The sequence below is a fragment of the Nostoc sp. genome (assembly GCF_036916575.1).
Classification (GTDB): domain Bacteria; phylum Cyanobacteriota; class Cyanobacteriia; order Cyanobacteriales; family Nostocaceae; genus Nostoc.
On the sequence record NZ_JBALGC010000107.1, the window covers coordinates 65,577 to 92,159 of the forward strand.

Sequence of the window (26,583 nt, forward strand, 5' to 3'; positions counted from 1 at the left end):
CTCATAACTCATAACTCATAACTCCTAACTCATCACTTTTGGAACGAGGGTAACGTTCCATTAATTCCCTGACTTGTTCTGCATGATATGAGCTTCTTGTCAATGGCGAAGAAACAACTTGTAAAAATCCGATTTCTTCGCCGAATGCCTTCCAAGCAGCAAATTGTTCTGGGTGGATAAATTCATTTACCTGTAAGTGTTTTTGACTCGGTTGGAGGTATTGCCCAATTGTCAAAATGTCGCAATCTACAGTTCGCAAGTCTTGCATGACTTGGCGGATTTCGGCATCAGTTTCACCGAGTCCAACCATGATCCCGGATTTAGTGTATGTGCTAGGAGAAACTTGGCGAGAGCGCTGCAATAATTCTAATGTGCGATCATAGTTTCCTTGGGGACGCACCCGGCGATATAGGCGTGGAACAGTTTCCGTATTGTGGTTTAATACCTCTGGCGCAGCTTGTAGAATCAACTCTAGAGCATTCAAATTACCGCACAAGTCAGGAATTAGTACCTCAATTGTCGTGTTGGGTGAAACAGAGCGAACCGCATGAATACACGCCATAAACTGAGATGCACCACCATCAAGCAAGTCATCTCGGTTTACAGAAGTGATTACCACATGATTAAGTTTCATGCGGTGAACAGCTTTTGCTAGTCGTGAAGGTTCGGTGGGGTCTAGTGGTTTGGGTTTTTTCTCAAAATCAATATCGCAGTAGGGACAAGCGCGTGTACAAGCCGGGCCCATAATCAAAAACGTGGCAGTCCCGGCGTTGAAGCATTCACCAATATTTGGACAGGACGCTTCCTCACAAACTGTATTGAGGGCTAAATCCCGCAAAACGTCTTTAACGTTACCGATGCGCTCACGCTGAGGTGCTTTCACCCGCAACCAGTCTGGTTTTACAGTCACAATCCGCTTTTACCACTAGAGTTATACAAATTTAATCGTAGCAAGCAAAGCCTTGGATAAAGTGATCATATATAGATGTAATTCTGTGATTTGGCACAGGTTGTGATATTCTTAATTCATAATGCCATTTTTATGGCGGGATGTGGCGCAGCTTGGTAGCGCACTTCGTTCGGGACGAAGGGGCCGCTGGTTCGAATCCAGTCATCCCGATTTGTCTGTAGAGCGACAAATTATTTGTCCGTGGCGACACATTGTTTGTCAAAAACCCTAAAACGACAAATAATGTGTCATACTCGTTCCAGAGATGATTTTCTTACTTAAAGTCGTATTCATCTCACTATAGTGGTTTTCATGTGGATGCAATACACCACTCTAGCCTAAGTCTTCCTATTCCTACAATACCTTCGCCAAAATTAGAGGGTTAGAGGGAGAGAAAAGAGCTCTGCTTTTCCAAATTTTCAGCATAATTTCTAATTGACAAAAATAATATTATCTTAACCTCTCACCGATGCCCTAACTCTGATTCACCAAAGGAGTTGGGTGCATTCTGTTTCTGAGCTTTGTGACGTTCATGAGATAGGCGTTGCTGTTGTTGTCGCTCGTGGTTGAGAAGATTGTAACGTTTGCCCAGTAGTTGTTTAACACTGCGATAAGTTAGAACTTTATTGTTAGCAGCATCTATCACAGCAACGGTTGCTGGTTTATCTAGTCCCAAGAATATATTTTTTCGTCATCATGCCAAATTTGCCAGTCTTGACAGAAGCGTTGAAAATAGTGAAGCTGGCGAGAATCACAATAAACCTCAAATAATGGTTCATTCATTCGTTTATTTATTCCATTAAATTTGACAAAGATACGACCTTTATCATTTGTCAACCAAGTTAGGTCTGTATTGGTTTCATAATCAACAGGATATGGCATATAGCTATTTCCTCTCAGGAGTCTAGCTTGCCAAGATTTAGCTTCATCTTCATTCTGAGGGATTTTATTAACCACCTCTGACAAAGTTTCTAGCCATTTTTCTCCTGTTAAATCTCGTCCTTTGGGTTTCCGACTTTTGATTTGATTTTTTAAGCGTTCAAGTTCTATTTCTTTTTTACGCCTAAGTAGAACGAGGTGGAAAAACCAAACTATGTAAAGATAAGTAAATACGTAGAATTTTCGATAAAGGTAACAGGGATATGGGCAGCCGTTTAAGGGTATTTCTGACTAGAGAGCAAGATAGAACTCTTTTTAACCTGAGAACAGCAGATGTACCGCAGAAGGTAAAAGACAGAGCAGAGGTAATTAGATTGAGCGCACATGGTTGGTATGTAGAGAAAATAGCGACTCACTTTAATTGGACTGCATAGACAGTACGAGAAGTTTTGCATAAATGGCGAGAGCTAGGAATAGAGGGACTTTGGGAAAAAGCAGGGCGCAAATGATTTGGAAACGAACGAGAAAAAGTCATAAAGGAAAGCAAGACCCAGTAATACAGCAAATCAAACAGGCAGACTTAGAAATGCTGGAATTATCTACTGCTGTTGGAGAAATAAATTTAAAGTATATGGATGAATCAGGCTTTTGTGCTTGGAGTGAACCAAGTTATAGCTATTACTTCCGAGGCGAACAAAAACGTTTAGAACAAAGCAAGCGTCGGGGTCGAAGGTTAACTATTATTGGCTTTCTTCAACCGTTAATTAGTTTCGTTTACGGTCTGGTAATTGGAGGCGTTTGACGCAAATCTTATATTCAGATGATCGAGGTTGAGGCTTCTGTTGCCCAAAAGTGTGGACGCATCAGAGTCATAGTGCAGGACAACGGGCCAATACATCGGTGTAAAGAAGTACAGCAGTTATGGTCAAAGTGGGAAGACATGGGTTTGTACATCTTCTTTTTACCCAAATATTGTTCTTGCCAACAGGTACCATTTTTTCTAATCTCAGTAGACCCACAGTATGGACATTGCACAGTAGAACACCTCAATTCATCTCTTTATTATGCAACACCAAAAAGTGTTCTCATCTCCAGCTTTACTATTGATAAAGGCGAGAAAGCGCGAAAATTATTCCAGGTACTTGCAGAACGTATGGATACTAACCCGGAACTATATGTACAAATGTTTCTTAACATCCAACGTCCACATCACAGTAAAGTAGCAGAGTCAGTTTTATTGAGAGAATTTGCACACACCTTTCGCCGCGATATCTGGACAGGAAACAGATTACCAGAAGTTTTTTATGATTCGCGCTCGCTAGCAGTGGATGTTAAGCAAAAGTCATCTTTGCACGCCAAGTGCATTGTTGTAGATGAGGAATTTGTGTTAATTACATCAGCTAATTTTACAGAAGCCGCCCACGAACGCAATATTGAAGCAGGTGTGTTGCTCACTGACTCAGCAACAGCTCAAGCGTTGCGCTTGCAGTTTGACAGTTTGGTGTCTCACAAAATCCTGCGTCCTATTCCTGGGATTTTATTGTTGTAGCGATCACTCTCAAACTATATCAACCTGAGAAACAACATTTTCTTCACCTTCATCTGATACATATTCCAACAGTTCCCCTGATTGACAATTCAAAGCTTTACAAATGCCATTCAATCGTTCCGGCGCTAATCTTGGCATTTCATCAACCTTACGTAATCTATAAACTGAGTTATAATTTATACTAAATATCTTGGCCAAGTCCTTATTTTTAACCCGCTTTCGCGCCATCACTTCATTTAATTTGCAGCGAATCACTTGATTCTCAGATATAGACTACATCACCAGTTTAGTCGCTGCTAGATGTAGATTTATTTACTCGTCAGTATTCTATTTAACAAGTAGATATATGACACTGTAAGTTTTATTAATCTACACTTAACGCAAATCTACGTGTCACGTAGATTAAATTGTAAACAAAAACAAAAGCGATCGCTCTCCGGGAAGAGGCTGCGATATAGCATCTAACTCATCATTTACTTGTTTCATTACATGAAATCTATCAGCAGTTACATTGGCGTTAGGCATTAATTCTTCTACTAAACTTTTATAAGGCGACCAGAGATCAATACTCACTTCTTGGATTTGTTCCAGCACCTTAACACCCCAACTTACAAGAACTTCCCGGATTTCTTCCATTCTTCTGGACTTCACTATTTCAATGGGTTTATGAGTATCCAAATCTCCTAACACTGCTAAATAATTTCCTTGACCTTTAACCAAGGCAATTTCATCTATGCCTAACCTTTTTAATTGAATGAAATTTATGTTTAATATTTGTGATACTTGTCCTTTTAACATTGATTCAACTTCTTCATCGCTTAAGTCATTTCTTTGGGCGACACGATGAATATTGCTATCTAATACTTGTTGAATTATGTCAGCCGCTAATCTTTTAGTATATCCTTTGCTTGGCTCTACAATGTTTAGCTTTTAAATAAAGACTTTTTTACATTTATTACATTTGAATTGACGACGATTTATTTTTAATATAACTGTTCTCTCACTCCAACATAAATCATGAATCATCCGCCAATGATTTTGATATATACTGTGAGTAATTTTTCTACACGAGGGACAAGTAAAATAATTCACAGATTTCTTTATTGCTATAACTATTCCCATGCCTTCAATTTCTTCTCTGCGAGACGCTACGCGAAGACAGTCTAACACTTTCATCTCTGGGAGATTAAGAATTTGAACTACGAGAAATTTCATAGCGAACGCATAAAATTATGAAAATTGGCTCAATTTTCATTCCTACCATAAAAGTTACGCAAGAACCGTAAATTTTACAATTCCAGTCCCACCACTTCATGAACAAAAGCGGATTGTAGCTATTTTGAATGAGGTGTTTGAGGGGATTGATAGAGCGATTGCCAACACCGAAAAGAACCTCACCAACTCCCGCGAACTCTTTGAAAGCTATCTAAACGCCATATTTACCCAAAAAGGCGATGGGTGGGTAGAGAAGAAGTTAGAGGATATTTGCTCTATAAAACATGGATTTGCTTTTAAAGGTGAGTTTTTTACTACTGATAAATCTGACTAGACTATATATTGTTAACACTAGGCTCTTTTTATGAGAGTGGTGGCTACCGCGATCAGGGCAATAAGACAAAATATTATATTAGAGAAATTCCAAATGGATTTATTCTGAAAAAAAGCGACTTTCTTTTTGCAATGACAGAACAAGCAGTTGGACTTCTTGGTAGTTCTCTAATTGTTCCAGAGTCAGATAAATTTTTACATAATCAACGTCTTGGTCTTGTGCAAATTACCAATGGTTTTGAATGGCACAATGATTTTTTCTTCCATCAGTTCAACACTAGGATATTTAGATCGGCGGTTCAAAGTAGTGCTTCTGGGGTAAAAGTCCGACATACATCTCCTAATGGGACTTAGACAAAAAATAGCCAGAAAAAACACTCAAATGTATATACAGAAAGACTTTGACATCATTTTGCCTATTTTATTGATATATCTGGGTTTCAAGCATTTTTAAGCTTTTGGTGTATTTTCCTTGTCCTATAAGGGTTTGAGGCTTGTTTCTGCTTCAAAAATGTTTAAGTCCCACTAAAAAATTAGGTATTATATCACTTTGCTTTCCACCAACTATTGCTAAACAAAAGATGGTTACTTATTTAGATGCGGTTGCGACACTATCTGCGAATCGCGACATTTAATTTGCGAATGTACACTTGTCTTAGCGAAATTCAATGACCAACGAAAATCAGGCTCTGGATTTGGTAGCAGGTTGCCAATAGTAATCCGAGAATTCTTTGTGTTATTAGTTTCTTTCTCGGCAGTTTTGCGTGTCTGTCGAGTCGAAAGTCCCATTTCTTTGAGCAAGCGGTTAATGTGGCAAGCACTAACTTTAATTCCCATCTCTTTTGCCAGATGCTTGCTTAACCATTGCCCTGTCCAGCGTTCAAATGGATAGCCATACTCACGCGGACTATGGCTTGCTAGTTGTTGCAAACGAGCGAGATATTGCTCATTAACAGCCTTGGGGCGACCCATTGCGCGATCGCTCCAATGGTGAGCTTGACCTGTTTGGGCGATCATAATCCAGTGCCGTGCCGTCTCCTGAGTGCATCCTAGAGCTTCACAAATTTGAGTCTGAGATTGGCCTACATCTGCCAACAACATAATTTCAATGCGACGGCGGTACTCTGGACGTAAATCTGTTTCTAGACTTTTCAATAGAAGCTTGCGCTGAAACGCTGTTAAGTATAGACCTTGCTTGTCCACAGCAATTCCTCCTGGTATAACTTGCAATGCCCAGATAGAAATTAATCTGGATCATCCTTGAGAACCTTTGTTACTTCTCTGAATCAAAACTCTGAGAATTCCACAACTCGTTACAAAACTTCACATAAATCGGGTGAACGGTCATAAGTGTGGCTTTTCAGGCTTTGGTAGTGTGACAAGGTAAAAACAGTACTATCTACAACAAAAACATAGTCTCAGTTTCAAATTAGATGATTTGGAGTAGTGACGCACTACTGCACTGTAGTTTTTCAGAGAAAAGTACTTTTATTTTTGAATATTAAATATTTGAATAATTAAAACATAACTCATTGAATAACTTATTACTGAGTTTACAAGATGGTCGCCAACTCCTCGTCAAACAGGAGCGTCACAATCAAGAAGGAAAAACAGCGGGTGAATTTTTGAGTGAATGGCGAATTCACCAGCTGCTTCAACAAACTCGTGAACTCAGTCACATCCACCTAATGCTTTCAGAGGCTTTATATTTTGATGCAAATCACTCAATTATCGTTTTTAACTACCTCAACAACTATTGTGATCTAGCTGATTTTTAGACAAAGAAAAATATTTTTCCAACAGCGATCGCCATTTACAACCTGCCGAGCAATTGGCATCTGTAGGCAACTTAGTCGCTATCCGTATGCCTTGTAATTTAGTTCAAAACGGATTTTACATGGCTGTTAGCGATGCCGGCCCAGACACTTATCCTCAGACAGTCAGAGTTTACTTTAACTTGACACCGTATGGTGCGATCGCACTCATGGAAAGCCTGACACGGGAACTGAATCAAATCAGAATTCCTTTCACCTTTAAAGTGCTATACAACCCTTCTGATTACGGACGCTATGACAGTGGAGTTCTCTACTTTGAGAAAAGTAACTATGAAGCAATCTGGCAAGTGCTAAGAAGTGTTTATCCAGAAAAGCGATGCCTACGGCGGGCTTCTCTACGAGACGCTACGCGAACGCCTACGCATTTTCGCACCGAAGTACCCCTATTTACAAAGTTACTTGCGCCTGGACTTGCTCTAGCAGAAGAACCAGATTGTAAATTTGCTGCTGTAGAGAGTTTTGGGATGAATCGCTGTCAAAGCCGAATTGACATCTACACACCGTTAGACCAATGAAACTAACTGATCTTGCATTGCCTAAAGTAGCCTCAGCTAGCGAAGTTAGTCATGTAACAAATAATTTCCCCGAGTGCGATTTACCGTTTTACCGCAAACTAGGGCGGGCTATTCTGCGTCGCCTTTTTTACCTACACTGTGTGAAATAGGTCTCAAGATAGTGTGTATCTCACCACAGAAGAACTTAAGCTTGGTGTATAAGTTTGGGGAAATAGTGATGAATAAGGAAACAGTTCCTAGTCAAGCAGAAAAGTCAAATCCAGAAGGCGAACCATCGCAATTAAGTCCAGAGGTACTGGACAAAATCAAACACCCTGCGAGAATAGACGATGTTATTCGGGAGCAATCACCAGAAGAACGTAGGAGTAACCCAGCTTTAGTACCAGAAATGATTGATGAACCAGATGATGAATTGAGTGGATTCACAAACGAGTAATCGAAAGGCTCAGATTCCTGACTTTTATAAAAAGTCGGGAATCTTGTTATTCATAAATCATTAAGTAGAGCGATTTATACAGTTAATACCATTTATTGATCTATTGAGATATTTATCCCACATATCATGCAGAACAAGCTGATCGAGATTAAGATGTGTCCACTGAGCTTGGCAATGATTAGCTAATTTATCAAAAATCCAGGAATATGATTCCAGAAAGGAAATTGAGTACGTTGTTCTATGTGTTCATCGGCTGTTAAACTATAGGTAAATCCATCCCAGGATAAAGCTAAGTAATCTTTGTCCACCTCAGCAATCACAGACCAGCGAATATAGCATTCATCTAATTGGCCAGCAGTTCCAGATTCTCGACGAACATAATCGACAATTCTATAAGTTCGGTCTTCCACCGCCACCGCCACCACAAATTTTAGCGTAGGCGCAGCCCGTCGTAGACATCGCACTCACAAGTTTACCAGCTTGCAAACCCTTTTTATTGATTTCACGACTAAAAGCTAAAGTTCCAACATAGTAATTCCCGATGCTCTCAAGGTTGCAGTAATTTGACTGTTACTAGCATAAGTAAAGTACAGTTGTTCGCCACTCTCAATCAATCTATTATTGTTGCTATCGTAATAGATGAATGCATTACCAATAGGCTTGAGTCATTCCACTCAAAAGCAAAGTAATATCATTTGTGCTGGTCAGGCGAATTTATAGTAATCAACTGGTGTGTACCTTACCACAGAAGAACTACGCTTGATATATAAGTTTGGGTAAATAGTGATGAATAAGGAAACAGTTCCTAGTCAAACAGAAAAGTCGAATGATAATTTGGCATAAACCTAAAGTTTGTTCACGAATATTTTGTCAGTGCGATCGCATATAATGCTATCTTAAATCTAAAATTACTGACTATCGTCATCTATAGTAGGTTAGATTCTACAACAATTAAATTTTATAAATAGGGTTGTATATACAGGAGTTGTCACAAAGCGATTTAAGATTCAAACTATTACCTATTGCTGATTATCTCATAATTAATACTTAAATATACTGAATCTATCTAAAGACAGAAATTTGAATAAGTATAAATTTTCCAAAGTTAACATAAAAAATAAGTAAATACCATGAATGCTCAACTTGAGTAAATCCTAAATAATTCTCTTAATTCCAGCAAAATTTCTCAAGTTTAATACCCAGAAGATTCATGTCTGGCGATAAACTATGACTCGAAATAAATTCAGGAATTACGCAAAATTACAAAATAACATAGACGCATTTACGGAGCGTCTCATTGACGCAGGCTCTCCAAGAGTTGAGAAGTGCCTTGCCGGAAAGTTCTTGCGTAAGGGCTAATATTGTGAAACGATAGCTTGTAACTTGCTGATACAGCTGCGACTAGTCTGTCTCTAGACTCACTCCAGAAAAAAGTACTAGTAACGATAACGATAATGAAGCACTTTCCAAATTCAGAAAATAATCAGAAACCATCTAACCGTCGTTTATGGCTCTTCATCTTAGGACGTACCAGTTTGGCTGTGGGTGGAGTTTTACTGGTTGGAATTGGAGTCGGTGCTTGGTGGGCTAGAAGCTATGTATATAAGGATTTAGCACCATTAGTGCAACAAAATCTTCAGCAATTGCTTGGGCGTCCAGTAAAAGTAGGGAATGTTGAACGTTTTTCGCTTTCTAGTCTAAGATTTAGCTCTCTTTCGATACTAGGAACTCTTAATGATCAAGATCAGGTCGTAGCAAAAGCTTTGGAGGTAGAGTTCTCGCCGTTGCAACTTCTCCTCACCCGAAAACTGCTATTAAATGTTATATTAGTTCAGCCCAATGTCTACATTCAACAGGATCAGGATGGTCGTTGGGTTACAGCCCAAGTTAAGGCTGGGGAGGGACAAGGCTTCATCCAAACTGAGTTGCAGACACTTCAAATTCAAGATGGTGATGTAGAGTTGATGCCATTCGCCGCACCAACTAAACCGAAAGGCTCAGTAATATTAGATCAAGTTGGTGGTGTTGCCCGATTTTCAGATCGAAATCAAAGAATCGCTTATGACATCAATGCTCAACTCACTAGGGGAGGCGGTGTTAAAATCGTTGGCGAAACACAACTGAAAGCTCAACAAACTAACCTCAAGCTGCAAGCACAAAATTTACAAGTATCAGAGGTTAGTCGATTAATTCAGTTGCCAATTGCCTTGCAAGCAGGGTATTTAAATGCTGACTTAGGGGTTCAGATTCCACCCAAACTGTCAGAAATAGCGATTACCGGAACAGCTACAGCTAATCAAGTCACTGCTAAAATTCAAAATATTCCTCAGCAGGTTTCTAATTTGAATGGGAGATTTATATTTCAGGGTCAGACAGTTGCTTTAGAAAATCTGAATACGAACTTTGGCAAAGTTCCGATTCTGGCAAATGGAACAATTAATACTCAAACTGGTTTTAATGTCGCAGCTCAGATAAAACCAGTTAGTGCGAAAAATATCTTAGACACCCTGAGAGTAAAATCGTCAGTCCCATCTGCTGGCGAAGTTCAAGCAAATATTCAGGTACTAGGTGCACTTCAGGAGCCAATCCTTAGCGGTACAGTAAGTAACACAAAACCTATTCAAGTTGATCGTGTTCAATTCCAAACCGTAAACACTGACTTTCGCTTAAATGTATCTAAAACTGCATCTCAAATTGCCGTCTCTAATCTGAAAATAGTCCCCGCAGCAGGTGGTCAAATCACTGGAGGTGGTCAAGCTAAACTTGGCCCCAAAGGCTCGGCAATATTTAATGCTCAAGTTGATGGTGTATCAGGGGATATACTAGCACGCAGCTATGGAGTGACTCTACCGATCGCAGTTGGGAATGTTTCAGCAAAAGCAAAAGTTTCTGGTTCACTTGGCAAACAGCCCTTGAAACTTGATATTACTAGTGTTCAAGTAACGCCGCCAGCCGGGGGGCAAATCACAGCCAATGGTCAAATTCAACTAGCTCCCCAAGGTCAGGTAGGCGTAAATATTCAAGCTCAAGGTTTACCAGGAAATGCGATCGCTCAAGGTTACGGCATCTCAACTCCGATTAATGTTGGTGGTATATCTGCAAACGCCAAAATTTCTGGCTCTCTAGGTACACCCTTAAATGTAAATGTTTCTCGCGTTCAGGCAAATCCAGAGGTAGGAGGGCAAGTCACAGCCAACGGTCAACTTCAGCTTGCACCCAAAGGCAGGGTATCATTTAATGTGCAAGCAAAAAATTTACCAGGGGATGCGATCGCTAAAGCATACAACTCCTCACCCTCGATCACCATTGGGAATGTATCGGCAAATGCCAATATTTCTGGCACTCTGAGCAACCTGCAAACAGTAGCGCGGGTGCAAGCGCCTACAGCCACCTATCCGATTACGGGTCAAGCTGTTATTGCTAAACAAGGGGAGAATATCCTTTTTCCGGATGCAGTTTTGAATGTGGCAGGCGGGACAATCAGGGCTAGAGGTCAAGTTGTACAACAACGCTGGCAAGCTTTTGTGAATACCCAAAAACTGCAATTGAGTCGTTTTGGACAGATACCACCCCAGTTTCAGGGAGTTTTAAGCAATGTCGCCTTGAATTTGTCAGGAAGCACTGCTTCTTTCCAACCCTCAACCATTCAAGCCACAGGACAAGCAAGGCTGAATGTAGCAGGAGGTACGGTTAATCTTAGGAATGTTAGCTTTAATCGTGGTCGCTGGCAAGTGCTTGCCAACACTTCCCAAATTCAACTCAACCGTTTCTCACCACAATTGGGAGGACGGCTCAATAGTAATATCCAATTCGCAGGCACAGCAAAATCTTTCCAGCTTGCAGATATTCGAGCCGCCGGACAAATCCGCCTATCTCAAGGGTTAGCGCTGCTAGCACAACCGCTGACAGCGCAAGTGCAGTGGAATGGACAGCAGATTATCGTTGAAAACGCAACTACCTCAGGACTGAGTGCTAATGGTGCGATCGCTGTTCAGACTCCACCAACTGGCGCACCCCAAATTACGGGATTTAATCTGAATGTATTGGCGCAGAATTTCAACCTCAAAAATACAGGCTTTAAAGTTCCTGGTGACGTAGCACTAGCAGGGCTACTTGATTTTAAGGGAAAAGTTACAGGCACTCCAGATGTACCTCAAGCTAATGGCAATATCAGGCTGCGGAATTTTCAGGTTAGTAATTTAGCGTTTGACCCAGTTTTAACTGGAAACGTGAATTTTCAGGGGGGACAGGGAGCAAGTCTGCAACTAGCTGGAAAGCAAGACAGGATTGCGCTTAACCTGGGTGCAGATTATCGCCCAACTTCATTTTTAGTCCAGCGCGATGAAGCAGTTACCACAGGTAGAACTGAAGGAGATAACTTGCTCATCAACGCCCAACAGTTTCCCATCGCTCTGATTGGGGGCTTTTTACCTAACAATCAACTGAAACCTCTGGCGGGGCAATTATCGGGAAATTTAGTTGTCAATCTGAATAATTATGCAGTTGCGGGAGACGTGGCGATCGCTCGGCCTCGTGTTGCTAGAGTTGCAGCAGATGAATTTCGCGGAACCATCAATTATGCCGATGGTACTGCTAGCTTGGCTAATGGTCAATTGCGGATTGCAGATAGCAATATCGCCCTGAGTGGAAATGTGCAAACAGGGAATGACCCGCAATTTCAAGTTCAAGCTAATTTAAACCAAATCAAAATTGAGAAACTCTTACAAGCGTTTAATATCTTTGACTTTAAAGACTTTGGTACCGGGTTGCAGCCTCCGAAATTAGCTGGAGCAGAAGTACTTAATACTGAGCCTGTCAGTTTGCCCAACGCAGATTTGAAAACACAGTTAGCATATTTCTCGAATATTGCAACATCAGTAGTAAAACAACAGCAGGCAGAAAGAAAAAAAGCCGCGTCTTTGCCCACCCTTGCAGAATTAACGGGTGCTTTGAGCGGAGGAATTACAGCTAATGGCTCATTGAAATCTGGGTTAAATGTCGGCTTTAATTTTCAAGGTGCTAATTGGCAATGGGGTGAATACTCGATTAATCAAGTCCTTGCTCAAGGTACTTTTGCTGATGGGATCGTCACACTTTCGCCGTTGAGTATTGGAATCAATCAAGGACTGGTAGCTTTTTCGGGACAGTTAGGAACTGAGCAACTATCTGGAAAGTTGAATGTAGCAAGTCTACCTCTATCACTTTTAGAGCCTTTTATCCAAAAATACCCCGTAGATATCACTGGGAAAGTGAATGCTGATGCCACCTTGGGAGGTAGTTTAAAAGACCCCAGAGTCCAAGGACAAGTGGCGCTGGCGAATGCAACTCTCAACAAGCAACCTGTGCAAACAGGAAAGGTGAACTTTGACTACAACAAAGCTCGCTTGAATTTTGACAGTACCTTGCTAGTCACAGGAACTCAGCCACTTGCAATTACAGGTAGTGTACCTGCTCCATTACCTTCTGCCGCAGTGCAGCCAGATAGCAATCAAATTAGCATCAACGCCAATCTGCAAAATGAAGGATTGGCACTGTTAAACGTGTTTACCAACAATCAACTCGCTTGGGTAGACGGTCAAGGAAAAGTAGATTTAAACGTTCAAGGGACTTTAAAGGAACCAATTATCAATGGAAACGCCACACTTAATAATGCAACTTTTCGCGCTCAAGCCTTATCTGATCCCCTAACAAATGTCACAGGGACAGCGCAATTTAATGGCAATACTGTGAGTGTTCAAGGTATCCAAGGCACGTACAATAAAGGGCAAGTGAGTGCATCAGGCATCCTGCCAATTTTTGATCCGCAGCAAGCCGCAGCAAATCCTCTAACAGTATCAATAGCAGACAAACTCAATTTTAAGCTTGCAGGACTGTATGAAGGCGGTGTTGGCGGCGATGTCGTAATTCGCGGAACAGCCCTAAAACCTGTAATTGGTGGAGAGATTAAACTGAGTGATGGTCAGGTGATTATTGGAAACTCGGCTGCTGCAAAGAAAAAATTAGCAGCGACAGCAGAGGCTAACGCTAACGTCATAAATAGAGAAGAGGTTAATGCTAACGTCACACCTACATCAGAGAATAGCACTAACCCAGTAGCTACACCAGAGAATAGCACTAACCCAGTGATTACAGCAAAGAGTAGCACTAGCGCAGTCACTCCACCCAATTTACCTATAGAGTTTGCAGATTTAAAGTTGACTTTAGACAAAGGTGTTCGTGTTACCACTCAATCTTTACTGAGCTTTGTACCAGGAGGAGCGGCATTGAGTCAGCCTCTATTGAGCTTTGACGCCAAAGGCGACTTGACCATTAATGGTACATTAGCCAAGCCGCTTCCTGAAGGAGTCATTCGTTTGACAGGAGGACGACTGAGCTTATTTTCCACTCAGTTTACCTTGGCGCGGGGCTATGAACAAACTGCGAGCTTTACTCCTAGTCAAGGACTTGACCCGACCCTAGATGTGCGACTTACCGCAATTGTACCGGAAGCATCGACAAGGAACAGTCAAATTTTGGAATCACCATTGTCTTCTGAAGTCAGCGATGTTTCTGTAAACAATTTTGGGACTTTAAATACCGTTACCGTTCAAGCCAGCGTAAACGGGCCAGCTAGTGAATTGAGCGAGAATCTAGAACTGACGAGTGAACCTAGCCGTAGTAAGGGAGAAATAGTTGCTCTGCTAGGTGGCTCGATTCTGGGTTCTTTCGGTCAAGCAAATGCAGGACAAGGGCTGACTGGTTTCGCTAGTTCGACCATTTTAGGTGGTTTACAAGGAACTATCACTGCGATCGGACAGGCTATTGGTTTCAGTGAGTTTCGGGTATTTCCTACCCCTACTACTAATACTAATAAAGCAGCGAACGGTTCAGTTCTTAATTTATCAGCAGAAGGTGTGTTTGACATCAATAAAAACGCATCTGTTTCTTTATCACACGCTCTTTCTAACAATGATGAGTCTTTCCGTTACAATGTGCTCTATCGACTCAATGACGAAATTTTGATGCGAGGCTCAACTAATTTGGGGGATGAAAATCAATTCCAAGTTGAGTATGAAAGCCGATTTTAGATCAATACAGTTAAATTAAGCATTTCTTCCTTATCTACGAGACGCTCCGCGAACGCTTGCAATTGACTTGTATTCAAGCGGACATGATATTAAGCCTTAACCCAAGTGTATTGAATTTTAGATTAGTGCATTAGCATTGCAGGTCGATACAATGGCATTGTCAGCCGATACATTGGCATTGTCAGCCGATACAATAGCATTGTCAGCCAATACAATCAGGACTTACGCAAAAATAACGTAATTTCGTCATTACGAGCGATAGCGTACTCCTAGGTCGAACCAAGCTACGCGGAGCGTCTCGTAGAGAAGTAATCCCCCCTGACGCTCTTATTGCTTCCCTACACTCCGTTTCGGTCGCAATGACAATATAGGCGTTGCGTAAGTCCTAACAATATAGGACTTACGCACAGTTAACGGAAAACGAACCACAGAGAACACAGAGAAGCCAGTGCGTTGGGCGGGTTCCCCGACTTGTTCGCTCTTAGCATTCCCGCTCTTTAGCAACTGGCGCGACACGGAGAAACGAGAGTTTGAGAGGGTTTTTGCGTAAGTCCTGCTGATATTAGTGCTATGAATAATCCTAAGTAAATATTACCTGTAACTGAACTAGCAATAAAACCAGCCACAGCCCCAACCAGCATCATTTCCTCAACACCCAGGTTTAACACCCCCGATTTCTCGGTCACTAATTCACCTAGCACTGCCAAAATTAGAGGTGTAGTTGCCCGTAGCGTATCACTGATGATTAAGCTGATTATTTGGATGTTCATCCTTTGTAACCGTAGGTGAAGCTACCTCCGCCAGATGTTGTTCTTGGGCTTGCATTTCCAAAAGTTGGGGAATCGTCACAAATCGATAGCCTTGAGCTTTCAAACCTGCGATAATTTTTGGTAAAGCCTTGACAGATTTAGAACGGTTGCCGCCCCCATCATGCATCAGTACAATTGCACCTGGTTTTACATATTTCAGCACATTTTCGACCTGCATTGGCACTTGAGGCGAACGACGTTCAGCATCTCCCGACTCTTCTGACCACATCATGACAGCGTACTTCTGGTTTTTGGCATATTCAGCTAGTCCATTATTCAGAAAGCCGCCAGGGGGGCGAAACAGAGTCGTTTTCTCTCCTGTCGTCTTGTAGATGATGTCTGCTGTGCGATCAATTTCACTAGCCGCAGTCGCTCCATCCATTTGAAAATACCAATGATGCCATGTATGGTTACCAATTACATGACCATCAGCAGCCACTTGCTTGGCGACTTGGGGAAAATATTTCACCATTTGTCCAATCATGAAGAATGTCGCCTTGATATGATTTGTCTTCAAAATTTCTAAAATCTGTGCCGTATTTTTGGGGCCAGGACCATCATCGAAGGTCAAGGCGATGACTTTATCGTTTGCTTTCAGTTTCGCTTGATAAACGATTGTTCCCTGAAAAGGCTTTGGTATTTCATTGATCTGGTTTGTTACTAGGCTGATATTCTGTGCAGATGCACTCGTCAGCTTGTCCTGACTCGCTTTACCACTCTCGCTTTTTGGCTTTATATTTCCCAACAAATGCTCAAATCCGCTTGTAGCTAAAAGCAAACTGATACCTAAACTACCAGCACCAGTAACCAATATAATAATTATTAGTTTCAGTAAAGATAATTTACGACTAGACACATTAAATCTCCTCAAATATTTAGTCATTAGTCATTAGTCATTTGTACTGAGCGACTTGTGCCGAGCGGAGCCGAGGTAAGCCGTTGGCGTAGCCTCTCGTAGAGAAGTATTAGTCAACTCTAATTCGCAATTCACTTTTTCTTACAGCAGTTTTCATGTATTTGAACCACATCTATCGTAGGAGCACAGCATTGCTGTGCCCGTAGGCCCGCGAAAATGCTTCCCCCAATAGCGCCGCCCAACATACAAGCTATCAGGCTAAGTAGCAGTAAACCATAGTTATTGATGTTAGGAAATGCTCAAGCAACCGCATTACTACAAATCGCTCCGATAGTAAACTATTCTTCTGCACCAATATTACACACCTGGGCTTGAAAACACACAGCTAAACCAACAGCAATTAATAACATAGGTGCTGCTTTAACAGTTAGTTCTGGGGAGCATCCCAATGCAAGCAAATTTACCAAGGATCGTTAGTTGTCATTGCGTTGGCATCAGCCTTTCCATAGGGTATGAAGCAGAGCGGAATGTTCACCTTGGTTTCCAAGAGTTGCAATCGCAACATCTAGACTTTACGATTGCTTTGCTTCTCTACGTTCCGCTCGCAATGACAAATTATGCTTTTTGCTTATAGACTTTCACGTTACACGCAGCACTTATAATGTTAGTCTTGAGACTCCTCAGATATAGGTTCCGATTCGATTTCAACTTCTTCTGTTTTGACTTTGGCTGGAGGTTTAACAGGTTTTGGGCCACGCGCTAGGGCAGGATTCACTGGCTGCCTGTTTTCATCCCCATAGGATGCTTTTTTCCCTGTGCCAGACGAACGATTACGGCTCGGTTTTGAGCTTTTGTGGTTGGATTCAATAGGAGCTATAGAATCCGAATTTTCGGAATTGTTGTCAGTGCTTCCTTGGGACTGACGCTCCGATTTCTTGATTGGGCGTTCTACCATTGTTGATTTTTGTAAATTTATTTGTATACTACATCGATTTGATTACTATCAAACTGTTGAGTAGCATTTTTCAAAGATTTTATCACAAAAGAATAAAGGCGTCAGTTGTCAGAATTCTCTTGCTTGTATTGAAGTCCGACTGGCGGATAGCGCAGCGGTAGCGAGTCCGCGAGCGTCTGAATAAATTATGAAACACTAAACTAAATCTACTCCTTGTCCTATGGTCGCCGCTGCACGGATCAAGACGCTGCACGAACGATAAACAAGCAAAAAAATTAGCGCCAAATGTGAAAATGAGTGCGTTATCGATAGCTGAACACACCCGACAACTATTCAACAAAACTAGGTCGTGCTTGTTGCCTTGATTTAAACTTTTCCTCTAAAACTGCCCAATTTTCTTGCTCAATTAAGTTAGTCAACTCATCGAGATTGTGACGATATTGTTGCAGCGATCGCAGCAATGCTTGACGATTATACCGCGCCATCATCACACCCAACTCTGGATTCCCACCACCCACACGACTCGTATCCCGAAAACCTGAACTAGCTAACCTTTGGGCTAATTGCAAAACATCGGAGTCAGTTTCACTCAAACAAGCAGCAATCAACGAGGAACTAACCATTACAGGTAAATGGGAAATCCAACTAACAGCGCGGTCATGTTGCTCAGGTTGACAATAGTAGATATTCGCTCCTAGCGATCGCACAATTTCTTCCATCACCGTAATTGCACTGTTTGGTGTTGTAGTTATCGGTGTCAATACATAAGGTTTATCGACAAATAAATGCCGTTGTGCAACTTCTATGCCACTGTCTGTTTTTCCCGCCATTGGGTGACCGCCGATAAAATTATCCCAAAGGGGAGAAATCGCCTTGACTATTTGTGCTTTCGCCGAACCCACATCAGTCACGACGGTAGCGACAGACAAATGAGCGATCAACTGCTCAAATTGGGGCACAATAAGGGCGAGAGGTGTACAAATAAATACAACTTCTGCGGCTGCCAATAGGCTCAGATCAACTGATGCTTGATCAACACTGCCGAGCGCAACAGCCTTTTGACAGGTGGCTTCACGGCGACTGACTCCTAAGATATGATGTCCTTGCGATCGCAAATCAAAACCCAAAGATCCGCCTATCAGTCCCAGTCCTAAAATCCCAATATTCATATTTGATTTTGACATTCCGTTTTTTATGAGTTTACCAACTATCAAAGTTGGCATCCAAGGGGTAGCATCAATGACTATAGAGGAATTACTAAAACAATATGCGACAGGAGTCTTAGACTTTAGTGGTATTGATCTGGCGGAAGCTAACCTGAGTGGGGTCAAACTCAGTGGTGTAAATTTTAGCGGTGCTAATTTGAGTATAGTCAACCTGAGTGGCGCGAATCTGAGTGAAGCTAACTTGAGTAATGCCAAGCTAAATGTAGCCAGATTGAGTGGCGCGAATCTATGCAGCGCCATTTTGAACAACGCCAGTCTCAACGTTGCTAATTTGATTCGAGCGGATTTGGGTCGCGCTCAACTAAGAGGAGCGTCGTTGATCCGCGCCGAGTTAATTCGGGCTGACCTCAGTCGCGCTGACCTGTCGGAAGCTGACCTCACCAGTGCTGATCTGCGAGAGGCGACACTCCGCCAAGCGAATCTCCGTCACGCTAACTTGAGTGAGACCGTCTTGAGAGGCGCTTTTTTGACGGGAGCCAACTTGGAGATGGCTAACTTAAATGCCAGTGACTTGAGTCGTTCTGACCTGAGCGGCGCAAATTTGCGAGATGCTGAACTCAGACAAGCCAATCTCAGCCATGCTAACCTGAGCGGGGCAGACTTGAGCAAAGCAAACCTCCGGTGGGCAGATTTGAGCAGCGCAAACCTCCGCTGGGCAGATTTGAGCGGCGCAAAATTGAGCGGGGCTAATTTAATTGGCGCAGATTTAAGCAATGCGAATTTAACGAATACAATTTTAATCCACGCCGATTTGACTCAGGCAAAATTAATTAGGGCGGAATGGATTGGTGCTGACTTAACAGGAGCAACTTTAACTGGGGCAAAACTTTATGCCACCTCCAGGTTTGGTTTAAAAACTGAAGGCATGACTTGTGAATGGGTTGATCTTAGCCCCACAGGCGATCGCTCCATTATCCAAAAGTTCCATTCCGAAGACTCACGAGATTTTTTTAACGAAACACCGCCAACAATCCGAATTATTGTTGATGCAGCCCTAGAACACGAAGCCAATTTTGCTCTTGCTGGCGCTTACTACCAAATTGCTCAGGAATACCGGGGGCTGAAACAACCCCCAAGCATCGAAAGTGGGCGTCGTCGAACTGTTTTCACCTTTCATCTAGATAGCGACGAAGCATTATTTTCCACTGCTTACATTGTGATTCTTCCCTTTCTAGATGTGGTATCTACCCAAAAGAATATTTCCAGTATTGTAGAAATAATTAACAATAAGGTTGTTGCGAACCAAGATTTAAAATTGTCCCATATGGTAAAACAATTAAATATTCTTGTAGAGCAAGCCATGAGTCAGGCTACAACAATTAAACAGATGAAAAAAAATATCGAAGTAGCCGCAAAGTTAAATTTTTGTAAAGCCCCAACCCAAATAGTTTTAACGAATTCCAGCGCCTACACTTTGATTGTCCATGACAATCCTAACTTTGGTAAAAGATTTATTAATCGCTCTGTCAATACTTCAGCTGATGATTATCTATCACATGAATCAACAAAATATATATTGCCTTCGTTAAATATGATTACGGATTTTGTCAAAGGATTTCACTATATTAGTCATTAGTCATGGGCATTAAGTCTTATTTATTGGACAAATGAAAAATGACAAAAAATAAATTTATGGAGGAAAAAATGCGCGATACCTTTAATAAAATGATCGGTCGAACTCGCTATGTAGTCTTTCGCCTATTTCTGCATTTAGGGGGAGGTGAGGTAGCACCAATTTTGGGAGTATTAAATAGTGCTGGACGGGATGCGATCGATGTTGATGGCGACTTAGAAGTTTTGGGAGAAGGATTGGTAGAAATTAGTCAAACCCTGCTGCAATACGATGAATATTGGCTTTCTGCTGCCAACGAAGGTGATGTATTTTGGGATGAAGGCGAGGCAGGAGATTATGTAAATGAATTATTTACTGACTCTGCCCAAAGATATCTCAGTGAACCAGATTACAATTCTGATGGATTGAATCAACCTTTATCTATACCTGTAACCCGCAACGTCATTGTGATGATTACAGTAGCTTATGAAGGAGAAGTACCAGAGTTAGAAACTGATCTTTCTAACTCTCAGGCACTTAAGGAAGGATTGAAAGCATTGATAAATTTGCATTATAAACATAGATTGAAGGCAATCCAAGTGCATTTCTCGCCAGCACAGTTAGGCGATGAACTCACTAGCGATCAACTGTTGCAATATTACCCAGAATTGATTCCTTTGTAATCTGTTGGGTAGTCCGTACTTACTACTCACATCAAGAAATTGTTAAGCTCAGAGATAGGACAATAATCCAATGATCATGACCATAGTACGTAGATTTACAGCCGTTTTTTTAGCTCTGAGTTTGTGTCTGACAACTGTCGCTTGTGGTGGGGAAAATCAAACCACTCCTCCAGCTAGGAACGTTAACCAAACCTCTAGTAGCACAAAACTGAGTAACGGAGAGTATCAAATACAACAAGCTACTTACGACGATGCAACTGGTGAGTACAGCCTGTTTTTACTTAATAATAATCCCCCAACCTTTGCAACCGAAAATTTGCAAATGGCACGCTTAACTGATGATGAAATCAAGCAGGGTAAGAAAACCTATCTAAAGGTAGAAAAAGGACAACCGATTTTATATCTGACGGAAGACTTTAAAATTGAGTATGTCCACAACGTTACCGAGAATAAAACTAATCCTCAAACAGGACAACAAGAGACGGTTGTAGTCCGTCGAGAAAATAGCTTCTGGGCACCATTTGCTGGGTCTGTGGCTGGTAGCTTGGCGGGTCAGGCAATTGGTAGTATGTTGTTTAGACCCCAGTATTATGTACCTCCTGCCTATTACCCAGGACAAGGATTAAGTGGCTTCGGTGGATATGGCACAAGCTATGGCCAAGCAGTTCAACACTACCAAACTCGCTACAATGCGCCACCCGCAGCCGTGACAAATCGCACTGCGTTCCGCAATACAGGGACAATTAGAAGGTCATATCCTGGAAATTCAACTATACGCAATACACCGCGTAGCACTACAGGTAATAACCGTCCTTCTGGTTCTGGTTTTGGTAGTAGTACCTTGCGACCCTCTGGTAACTCCAGCACTATCAGACGCAATTCTGGTAGTGGTTTTGGTAGTGGTCGTAGTACAGCACCACGCCGCTCAACTGGTTTTGGCAGCAGACGCCGTTAAGAAATTTCAAGTTTAATAAAAGACTGCCTAACAAGTAAAGGTAGTTGTACACAAAGAAGCCGGAGGGTAATAAGTCAAACCTCCGGCTTCTCTTTATATCGATGCTATTTGTGAGGAGGAATTATTAATCTTACATTCCGCACTTTCAACTGGCACATCAGGTAATTACCACGAAGCAACAGGAATCATAGCGAGCACCACTAAATATCTTCTCAAGAATTTAAGTTATTTGAGAATAGAGTTGAGTAGTTCAAGATTACCAAATCAGTTTGAAATACTTGTGTTGCCTAAGTGATGAGCTTAATTATTTGAGTGTGACACTTAAAGGGCGGAATGTGGGTGGGATTAATTATAGTGCCATTTAATTGGAGAATTTTTGAGAACAAAGGTCATGTGATTGATCTGTGCTTTGGAGGTAGAAGCAGTAATGTCTGCGATCGCAAATTTCTTGGTTACAAATGCTATACCAATTGGTAATAGCCTTTAGCAAATAGTGGATAAATCAAAATATTTTTACGTAAATTTATCAGTAAATAATGTGAAGAATATGCAAAGATGTGTCTGCAACCAAACACATCTAAGTAAATACGGTAGTATATGGTCAGTGTTGGGTTAAAGTATGCCAACAACATCAAATTTTAGGGGCGTTTGTGCCTGAAAACAGCACTAACGCGACTTAAACAATTTTGAGGCAGAAACAAGCTTTAAACCCATGCAAGGCAAGAAAAATACATATCCGCATATAAATTTTAGGCTTTTTTCTAGCTACTTTTTGTTTAAGTCCCATTAACAGCTCCATTCCAAACTGAAATTACTGAAAAAATCGATTGAGGTAGGTAAAAGTTATGGCAAGTATCATTGGAACGAAGGGTAACGATACCCTAAGCGGTGGCTACGACGACATCGACGACACCTTGACTGGTGGAGGCGGCAACGATATTTACGACTCTAGCTACAATAGTAGTGTTACTATCACCGATTTTGGTGGAGTAGGTAAAGGTGTAAACCCATCAGCAGCAGTCATTGCCGAAGTAGACACCCTGAATTTCGCTGGGGGTGACTATGGCTTAACTGCTCGAAATTTAGTGCTGACCCAGAATGGCAGCAATCTAGAAATCACCTTTGACGCAAAGGATAGTCCCAAACTCATCCTGCAAAACTTTGCTTTAGAAAACCTGGATAACCTAAGCTTATCTACAGGAGCAACTGTCAACTCGGGCAATATCCTGTTTTCTGGGCAAACTACCATTACAGACAGCTTTGATGTGTTCGATGCCAACTCCACTCAAAGTACTATCTTTAATAAGAATACAATCACCTTCCTTAACGACCTCTCCAATAATGTTAACGGCTTTGATAACTCAGATGATGTCATCAATGGTCAGGGGGGTGATGATCTTATTGACGGCAAAAGTGGCAATGATTTACTGCGAGGTGGCGCAGGTAACAATACTCTGATTGGTGGTGTGGGCAATGATACTTTAGATGTTAAATATTCAACAGGCAACAACATCCTCAACGGTGGCACTGATGACGATTACTTGAATGCTGGGGCAACATCCGGTAATAACCTGCTATCTGGTGGCGATGGTAATGATACTCTTTACACCTCTTCCATTTCTCAAAAACTTTATAATTATCCTTCTAATTATACAGCCTCATTAGGCAATAACACCCTCAACGGTGGTGCTGGTGAAGATTACTTGGATGCTGAATCTCCAAAAGGCAACAATCTGCTATCTGGTGGCAATGGCAATGATACTCTCTCCACTTCTGGTGTTTTTAATTATAGAGCAGATCCTAATTTTATCTCATCAGGCAATAATACCCTCAACGGTGGCGCTGGTAACGATTACTTGATGGCTGGGATTTCATCAGGCAATAACCTGCTATCAGGTGGCGATGGCAATGATTATCTTGATATCTCTAGTATTCCCACTTACAACGATGATGATATATTGTTGTCTACAGGCAATAATACTCTTAACGGTGGTGCTGGTGACGATACCTTGAATGCTGAGAATTCAACAGGAAATAACTTCCTGTTTGGGGACGATGGCAATGATTCCTTCTATGTAAATTTAGAGAATCAAACGGTAGATGGGGGTAAGGGTAACGATTTGTTGTCCGTTGATTACAGTTATTACAACGCTACTACAGAAGGGATTACAACAACTTACAATGCCACTACTAACACTGGCTCAATTAAGTCGGGTACGAATCAGGTTAATTATAAGAATATCGAACAATTAAATATCTCAGGTACAGACTACAATGACAACATTGTGGGGAACAGTGGCAACGATACCCTCTCCACGGGCAATGGTGGCAATGATACCATAGACGGAGGTGAGGGTGACGATTTACTGTCCGTCAATTACAATAATGCTACAGAGGGAATTACAACAACATTTAATCCTACTATTAGCATTGGCTCAATTAAAGCGGGTACGAATCAGGTTAGTTACAAGAATATTGAACAATTAAATATTTTAGGTACAGGTTACAATGATAACATTGTGGGGAACAGTGGCAACGATACCCTCTCCACAGGCTATGCTGGCAATGATACCATAGATGGGGGTGAGGGTGACGATGTACTGTCCGTCAATTATAACGGTGAAAACGACAGTAATGCGCCGATCGCAATAACTTACAATACCACTACTAACACTGGTTCAATTAGGTCGGGTACGAATCAGGTTAATTACAAGAATATCGAACGATTAAATATCTCAGGTACAGGTTACAATGACAACATTGTGGGGAACAGTGGCAACGATACGCTCTCCGGGGGTTTTGGTAATAATACTCTAACTGGTGGCGCTGGTAATGATGAATTTGTTTACAACGCTGACTTTTTTTACAGCAAAAATACTGATACTATTACCGATTTTGGTGGTGTGGGTAAAGGCTCAAATCCTTCAGCAATGGTGATTGCCTCCTTAGACACCTTGAAATTTACAAGTTATGAATTGACTCCTCAAAATCTGCAACTAACTCAAAATGGCAACAACTTAGAAATCACTTTTGAAAATTTTGCTGGCAAAGTCATTCTGCAAAACTTCCTCTTAGAAAACCTCGATAATTTGCCAGCAACTTCTTCACGATCTGCTATTGACAATATCCTCTTTTATGGTCAAACTAGTGTCACTGACAGTTTTGATGTGTTTGATGCAAATTCCACTCAAACGAACCTGTTCAATAAGAACACTGTTACTTTCCTGAATGACCTCGATAACAATATTACAGGTTTTGCCAACTCTAATGATGTCATTAATGGTCAAGGCGGTAATGACATTATCGACGGATTGAGTGGTAATGACATACTCAGAGGTGGTGCAGGCAATGATACTCTGATTGGCGGTGCAGGCAATGATTCTCTGATTGGCGGTGCAGGCAATAATATCCTTGACGGAGATGCTGGTGACGATATATTAAATGTTAGCGGTTCAAAAGGTAATAACACCCTAGAAGGAGGTGCCGGTGACGATCGCTTGAGTGCTGACGCTTCAAAAGGCGATAATCTGCTCTCTGGGGGTGATGGCAATGATTCTCTTGACATCTCTAGCAGCTACATTAACATATCTGGCTACTCCTTCAACTCTCTCTCCACAGGCAATAACACCCTACAAGGAGGTGCAGGTAACGATACCTTGTCTGATAACGGTTCATCAGGCAATAATCTGCTCTTTGGAGGCAATGGCAATGATTATCTTTACATCTCCGAAGATCCTCATTCCATAGATTTTAACACAGGCAATAACACCCTAGAAGGAGGTGCGGGTAACGATACCTTGGATGGTAACGGTTCAACAGGCAATAATCTGCTCTCTGGGGGCGATGGCAATGATTTTCTTTACATCCCTTACATTAACCCTACTCTTTCCATAGTTAATAACACCCTTAACGGTGGCGCTGGTGACGATACCTTGGAGGCTACCGGTGCAAGAGGTAATAACCTCCTTTCTGGGGGTGATGGCAATGATTTCTTCTATTTAGGCATCACATACTCAGATCATGTCCCCTCTGATTTAGCGACTCAAACGGTAAATGGAGGTAATGGTAACGATTTCTTGTCAATGTTTGACTCTGACAACTCTAGTACAAAAGGGATCACTTCAACTTATAATGCTACCACTAACACTGGATCGATTACGGCAGATAAGTATCTAGTTAATTACAACAATATTGAAAGATTAAATATCTCAGGTACAAACTACAATGACTTGATTGTGGGGAGCAATGGCAATGATACCCTGACAGGTGGAGAGGGTAATGACAGCCTAATTGGAGGGAATGGGACTGATACCTTTGTTTTCGATAATTACAATGAAGGTGTTGACAATCTTTATGACTTCAACGCCACTAATGACTTGATTCAGATATCAGCTTTTTATTTTGGTGGCGGGCTATCAATAGGTTCACTTTCAGCTAATCAGTTTACCCTGGGAACATCAGCAACGACAAGCAATCAACGATTTATCTATGACAACATTACAGGTGGACTGTACTTTGACCAAGATGGTAGTAAATCTGGGTTTAGTCAGGTAAAAATTGCCCAACTTTTGAGTGGATTGTCATTAACCAACAACAATTTTGTTGTTGTTGCTGGTTAATCGAAATTAACGCTCTGTTGTCATCAACCGCTACAGTTTGTGAGTAATTTACATGCGTTTGCCCTCGACCTAACAAGAACAGCCCCTTCCTTGCTAGTGTTGGGGAGTAAAGTCAAAGCCTCTCTCCTTTACAAGAGAAGTCAAAGTGTA

General features: G+C 41.6%; 21 protein-coding genes, 1 tRNA gene and 3 pseudogenes. 13 read left to right on the forward strand and 12 right to left on the reverse strand.

Annotation, left to right across the window (positions count from 1 at the left end):
• Position 1: 1 nt before the first annotated feature.
• Complete coding sequence (gene lipA, locus V7L29_RS24050; RefSeq protein WP_334737023.1) at positions 2-910, reverse strand: lipoyl synthase; 909 nt, start codon at positions 908-910, stop codon at positions 2-4.
• A gap of 136 nt (positions 911-1,046) precedes the next feature.
• On the opposite strand from lipA, the gene V7L29_RS24055 reads away from it, so the two are divergent.
• Positions 1,047-1,120 (forward strand) — tRNA-Pro (locus V7L29_RS24055).
• A 292-nt stretch (positions 1,121-1,412) separates the two neighbouring features.
• Here the strand turns inward: V7L29_RS24055 and V7L29_RS24060 are convergent.
• Both V7L29_RS24060 and cas12k read right to left on the reverse strand, forming a co-directional pair.
• Complete coding sequence (locus V7L29_RS24060; protein WP_334737024.1) at positions 1,413-1,625, reverse strand: hypothetical protein; 213 nt, start codon at positions 1,623-1,625, stop codon at positions 1,413-1,415.
• The gene (cas12k, locus tag V7L29_RS24065; RefSeq protein WP_334737055.1) at positions 1,616-2,113 is read right to left on the reverse strand and encodes a type V CRISPR-associated protein Cas12k; all 498 of its coding nucleotides are present in this window, start codon (positions 2,111-2,113) and stop codon (positions 1,616-1,618) included. The genes V7L29_RS24060 and cas12k overlap by 10 nt, the downstream gene beginning before the upstream one ends.
• 220 nt (positions 2,114-2,333) lie before the next feature.
• Here cas12k and V7L29_RS24070 point away from each other — a divergent pair, with 220 nt between their 5' ends.
• Both V7L29_RS24070 and V7L29_RS24075 read left to right on the forward strand, forming a co-directional pair.
• A complete protein-coding gene (locus tag V7L29_RS24070) occupies positions 2,334-2,630 on the forward strand; it encodes a hypothetical protein (protein WP_334737025.1) in 297 nt (98 codons plus the stop codon).
• Between the two features lie 18 nt (positions 2,631-2,648).
• On the forward strand, positions 2,649-3,377 hold the full coding sequence (locus tag V7L29_RS24075) for a phospholipase D-like domain-containing protein (RefSeq protein ID WP_334690154.1): 729 nt from the start codon (positions 2,649-2,651) through the stop codon (positions 3,375-3,377).
• A 9-nt stretch (positions 3,378-3,386) separates the two neighbouring features.
• On the opposite strand, the gene V7L29_RS24080 is transcribed toward V7L29_RS24075, so the two are convergent.
• Both V7L29_RS24080 and V7L29_RS24085 read right to left on the reverse strand, forming a co-directional pair.
• A complete protein-coding gene (locus V7L29_RS24080) occupies positions 3,387-3,632 on the reverse strand; it encodes a helix-turn-helix domain-containing protein (protein WP_334737026.1) in 246 nt (81 codons plus the stop codon).
• A gap of 198 nt (positions 3,633-3,830) precedes the next feature.
• Positions 3,831-4,592, reverse strand: a pseudogene (locus V7L29_RS24085) (ISL3 family transposase); the annotation flags it as partial.
• A 124-nt stretch (positions 4,593-4,716) separates the two neighbouring features.
• Between V7L29_RS24085 and V7L29_RS24090 the strand changes: the two are divergent.
• Both V7L29_RS24090 and V7L29_RS24095 read left to right on the forward strand, forming a co-directional pair.
• The gene (locus V7L29_RS24090; protein ID WP_334690156.1) at positions 4,717-4,926 is read left to right on the forward strand and encodes a hypothetical protein; all 210 of its coding nucleotides are present in this window, start codon (positions 4,717-4,719) and stop codon (positions 4,924-4,926) included.
• Between the two features lie 8 nt (positions 4,927-4,934).
• Positions 4,935-5,279: a hypothetical protein gene (locus V7L29_RS24095; protein ID WP_334737027.1), complete on the forward strand. Its 345-nt coding sequence runs from the start codon at positions 4,935-4,937 to the stop codon at positions 5,277-5,279.
• A 231-nt stretch (positions 5,280-5,510) separates the two neighbouring features.
• Here the strand turns inward: V7L29_RS24095 and V7L29_RS24100 are convergent, their stop codons facing one another.
• Complete coding sequence (locus V7L29_RS24100) at positions 5,511-6,128, reverse strand: helix-turn-helix domain-containing protein (RefSeq protein ID WP_334737028.1); 618 nt, start codon at positions 6,126-6,128, stop codon at positions 5,511-5,513.
• A gap of 335 nt (positions 6,129-6,463) precedes the next feature.
• Between V7L29_RS24100 and V7L29_RS24105 the strand changes: the two are divergent.
• From V7L29_RS24105 to V7L29_RS24115, 3 genes and pseudogenes are all read left to right on the forward strand, one after another.
• Positions 6,464-6,700: pseudogene (locus V7L29_RS24105) on the forward strand (aminoglycoside phosphotransferase family protein); the annotation flags it as partial.
• Between the two features lie 29 nt (positions 6,701-6,729).
• A pseudogene (locus tag V7L29_RS24110) lies at positions 6,730-7,239 on the forward strand (T3SS effector HopA1 family protein); the annotation flags it as partial.
• A gap of 253 nt (positions 7,240-7,492) precedes the next feature.
• Complete coding sequence (locus V7L29_RS24115; RefSeq protein ID WP_334690159.1) at positions 7,493-7,711, forward strand: hypothetical protein; 219 nt, start codon at positions 7,493-7,495, stop codon at positions 7,709-7,711.
• 182 nt (positions 7,712-7,893) lie between these two features.
• Here the strand turns inward: V7L29_RS24115 and V7L29_RS24120 are convergent, their stop codons facing one another.
• Complete coding sequence (locus tag V7L29_RS24120) at positions 7,894-8,175, reverse strand: hypothetical protein (RefSeq protein WP_334690160.1); 282 nt, start codon at positions 8,173-8,175, stop codon at positions 7,894-7,896.
• Between the two features lie 990 nt (positions 8,176-9,165).
• Here V7L29_RS24120 and V7L29_RS24125 point away from each other — a divergent pair.
• Complete coding sequence (locus V7L29_RS24125) at positions 9,166-14,778, forward strand: translocation/assembly module TamB domain-containing protein (protein ID WP_334737029.1); 5,613 nt, start codon at positions 9,166-9,168, stop codon at positions 14,776-14,778.
• A 497-nt stretch (positions 14,779-15,275) separates the two neighbouring features.
• On the opposite strand, the gene V7L29_RS24130 is transcribed toward V7L29_RS24125, so the two are convergent.
• The 5 genes from V7L29_RS24130 to V7L29_RS24150 all read right to left on the reverse strand — a co-directional run bounded on the left by V7L29_RS24130 (position 15,276) and on the right by V7L29_RS24150 (position 18,567).
• Positions 15,276-15,548 carry an ABC transporter permease subunit gene (locus V7L29_RS24130; RefSeq protein WP_334737030.1) on the reverse strand — a complete coding sequence of 91 codons (273 nt, stop codon included), beginning with the start codon at positions 15,546-15,548 and terminating at the stop codon, positions 15,276-15,278.
• The gene (locus tag V7L29_RS24135; protein ID WP_334737031.1) at positions 15,514-16,443 is read right to left on the reverse strand and encodes a polysaccharide deacetylase family protein; all 930 of its coding nucleotides are present in this window, start codon (positions 16,441-16,443) and stop codon (positions 15,514-15,516) included. Before V7L29_RS24135 ends, V7L29_RS24130 begins: the two co-directional genes overlap by 35 nt.
• 338 nt (positions 16,444-16,781) lie before the next feature.
• A complete protein-coding gene (locus V7L29_RS24140) occupies positions 16,782-16,910 on the reverse strand; it encodes a hypothetical protein (protein WP_334737032.1) in 129 nt (42 codons plus the stop codon).
• Positions 16,911-17,107: 197 nt separating this feature from the next.
• Positions 17,108-17,398 (reverse strand): hypothetical protein, encoded by a 291-nt coding sequence (locus V7L29_RS24145; RefSeq protein WP_334737033.1) that lies wholly within the window; start codon positions 17,396-17,398, stop codon positions 17,108-17,110.
• A gap of 329 nt (positions 17,399-17,727) precedes the next feature.
• Positions 17,728-18,567: a prephenate/arogenate dehydrogenase gene (locus V7L29_RS24150; RefSeq protein WP_334688696.1), complete on the reverse strand. Its 840-nt coding sequence runs from the start codon at positions 18,565-18,567 to the stop codon at positions 17,728-17,730.
• A gap of 70 nt (positions 18,568-18,637) precedes the next feature.
• Between V7L29_RS24150 and V7L29_RS24155 the strand changes: the two genes are divergently transcribed.
• The 4 genes from V7L29_RS24155 (at position 18,638) to V7L29_RS24170 (ending at position 26,433) form a co-directional block, all read left to right on the forward strand.
• Positions 18,638-20,200: a pentapeptide repeat-containing protein gene (locus V7L29_RS24155; RefSeq protein ID WP_334737056.1), complete on the forward strand. Its 1,563-nt coding sequence runs from the start codon at positions 18,638-18,640 to the stop codon at positions 20,198-20,200.
• 68 nt (positions 20,201-20,268) lie between these two features.
• Positions 20,269-20,859 (forward strand): DUF1517 domain-containing protein, encoded by a 591-nt coding sequence (locus V7L29_RS24160; protein ID WP_334737057.1) that lies wholly within the window; start codon positions 20,269-20,271, stop codon positions 20,857-20,859.
• A 70-nt stretch (positions 20,860-20,929) separates the two neighbouring features.
• Positions 20,930-21,814: a hypothetical protein gene (locus V7L29_RS24165; RefSeq protein ID WP_334688689.1), complete on the forward strand. Its 885-nt coding sequence runs from the start codon at positions 20,930-20,932 to the stop codon at positions 21,812-21,814.
• Positions 21,815-22,659: 845 nt separating this feature from the next.
• Positions 22,660-26,433, forward strand: a complete 3,774-nt coding sequence (locus tag V7L29_RS24170; protein WP_334737034.1) for a beta strand repeat-containing protein — start codon at positions 22,660-22,662, stop codon at positions 26,431-26,433.
• The last annotated feature ends 150 nt before the right edge of the window (positions 26,434-26,583 follow it).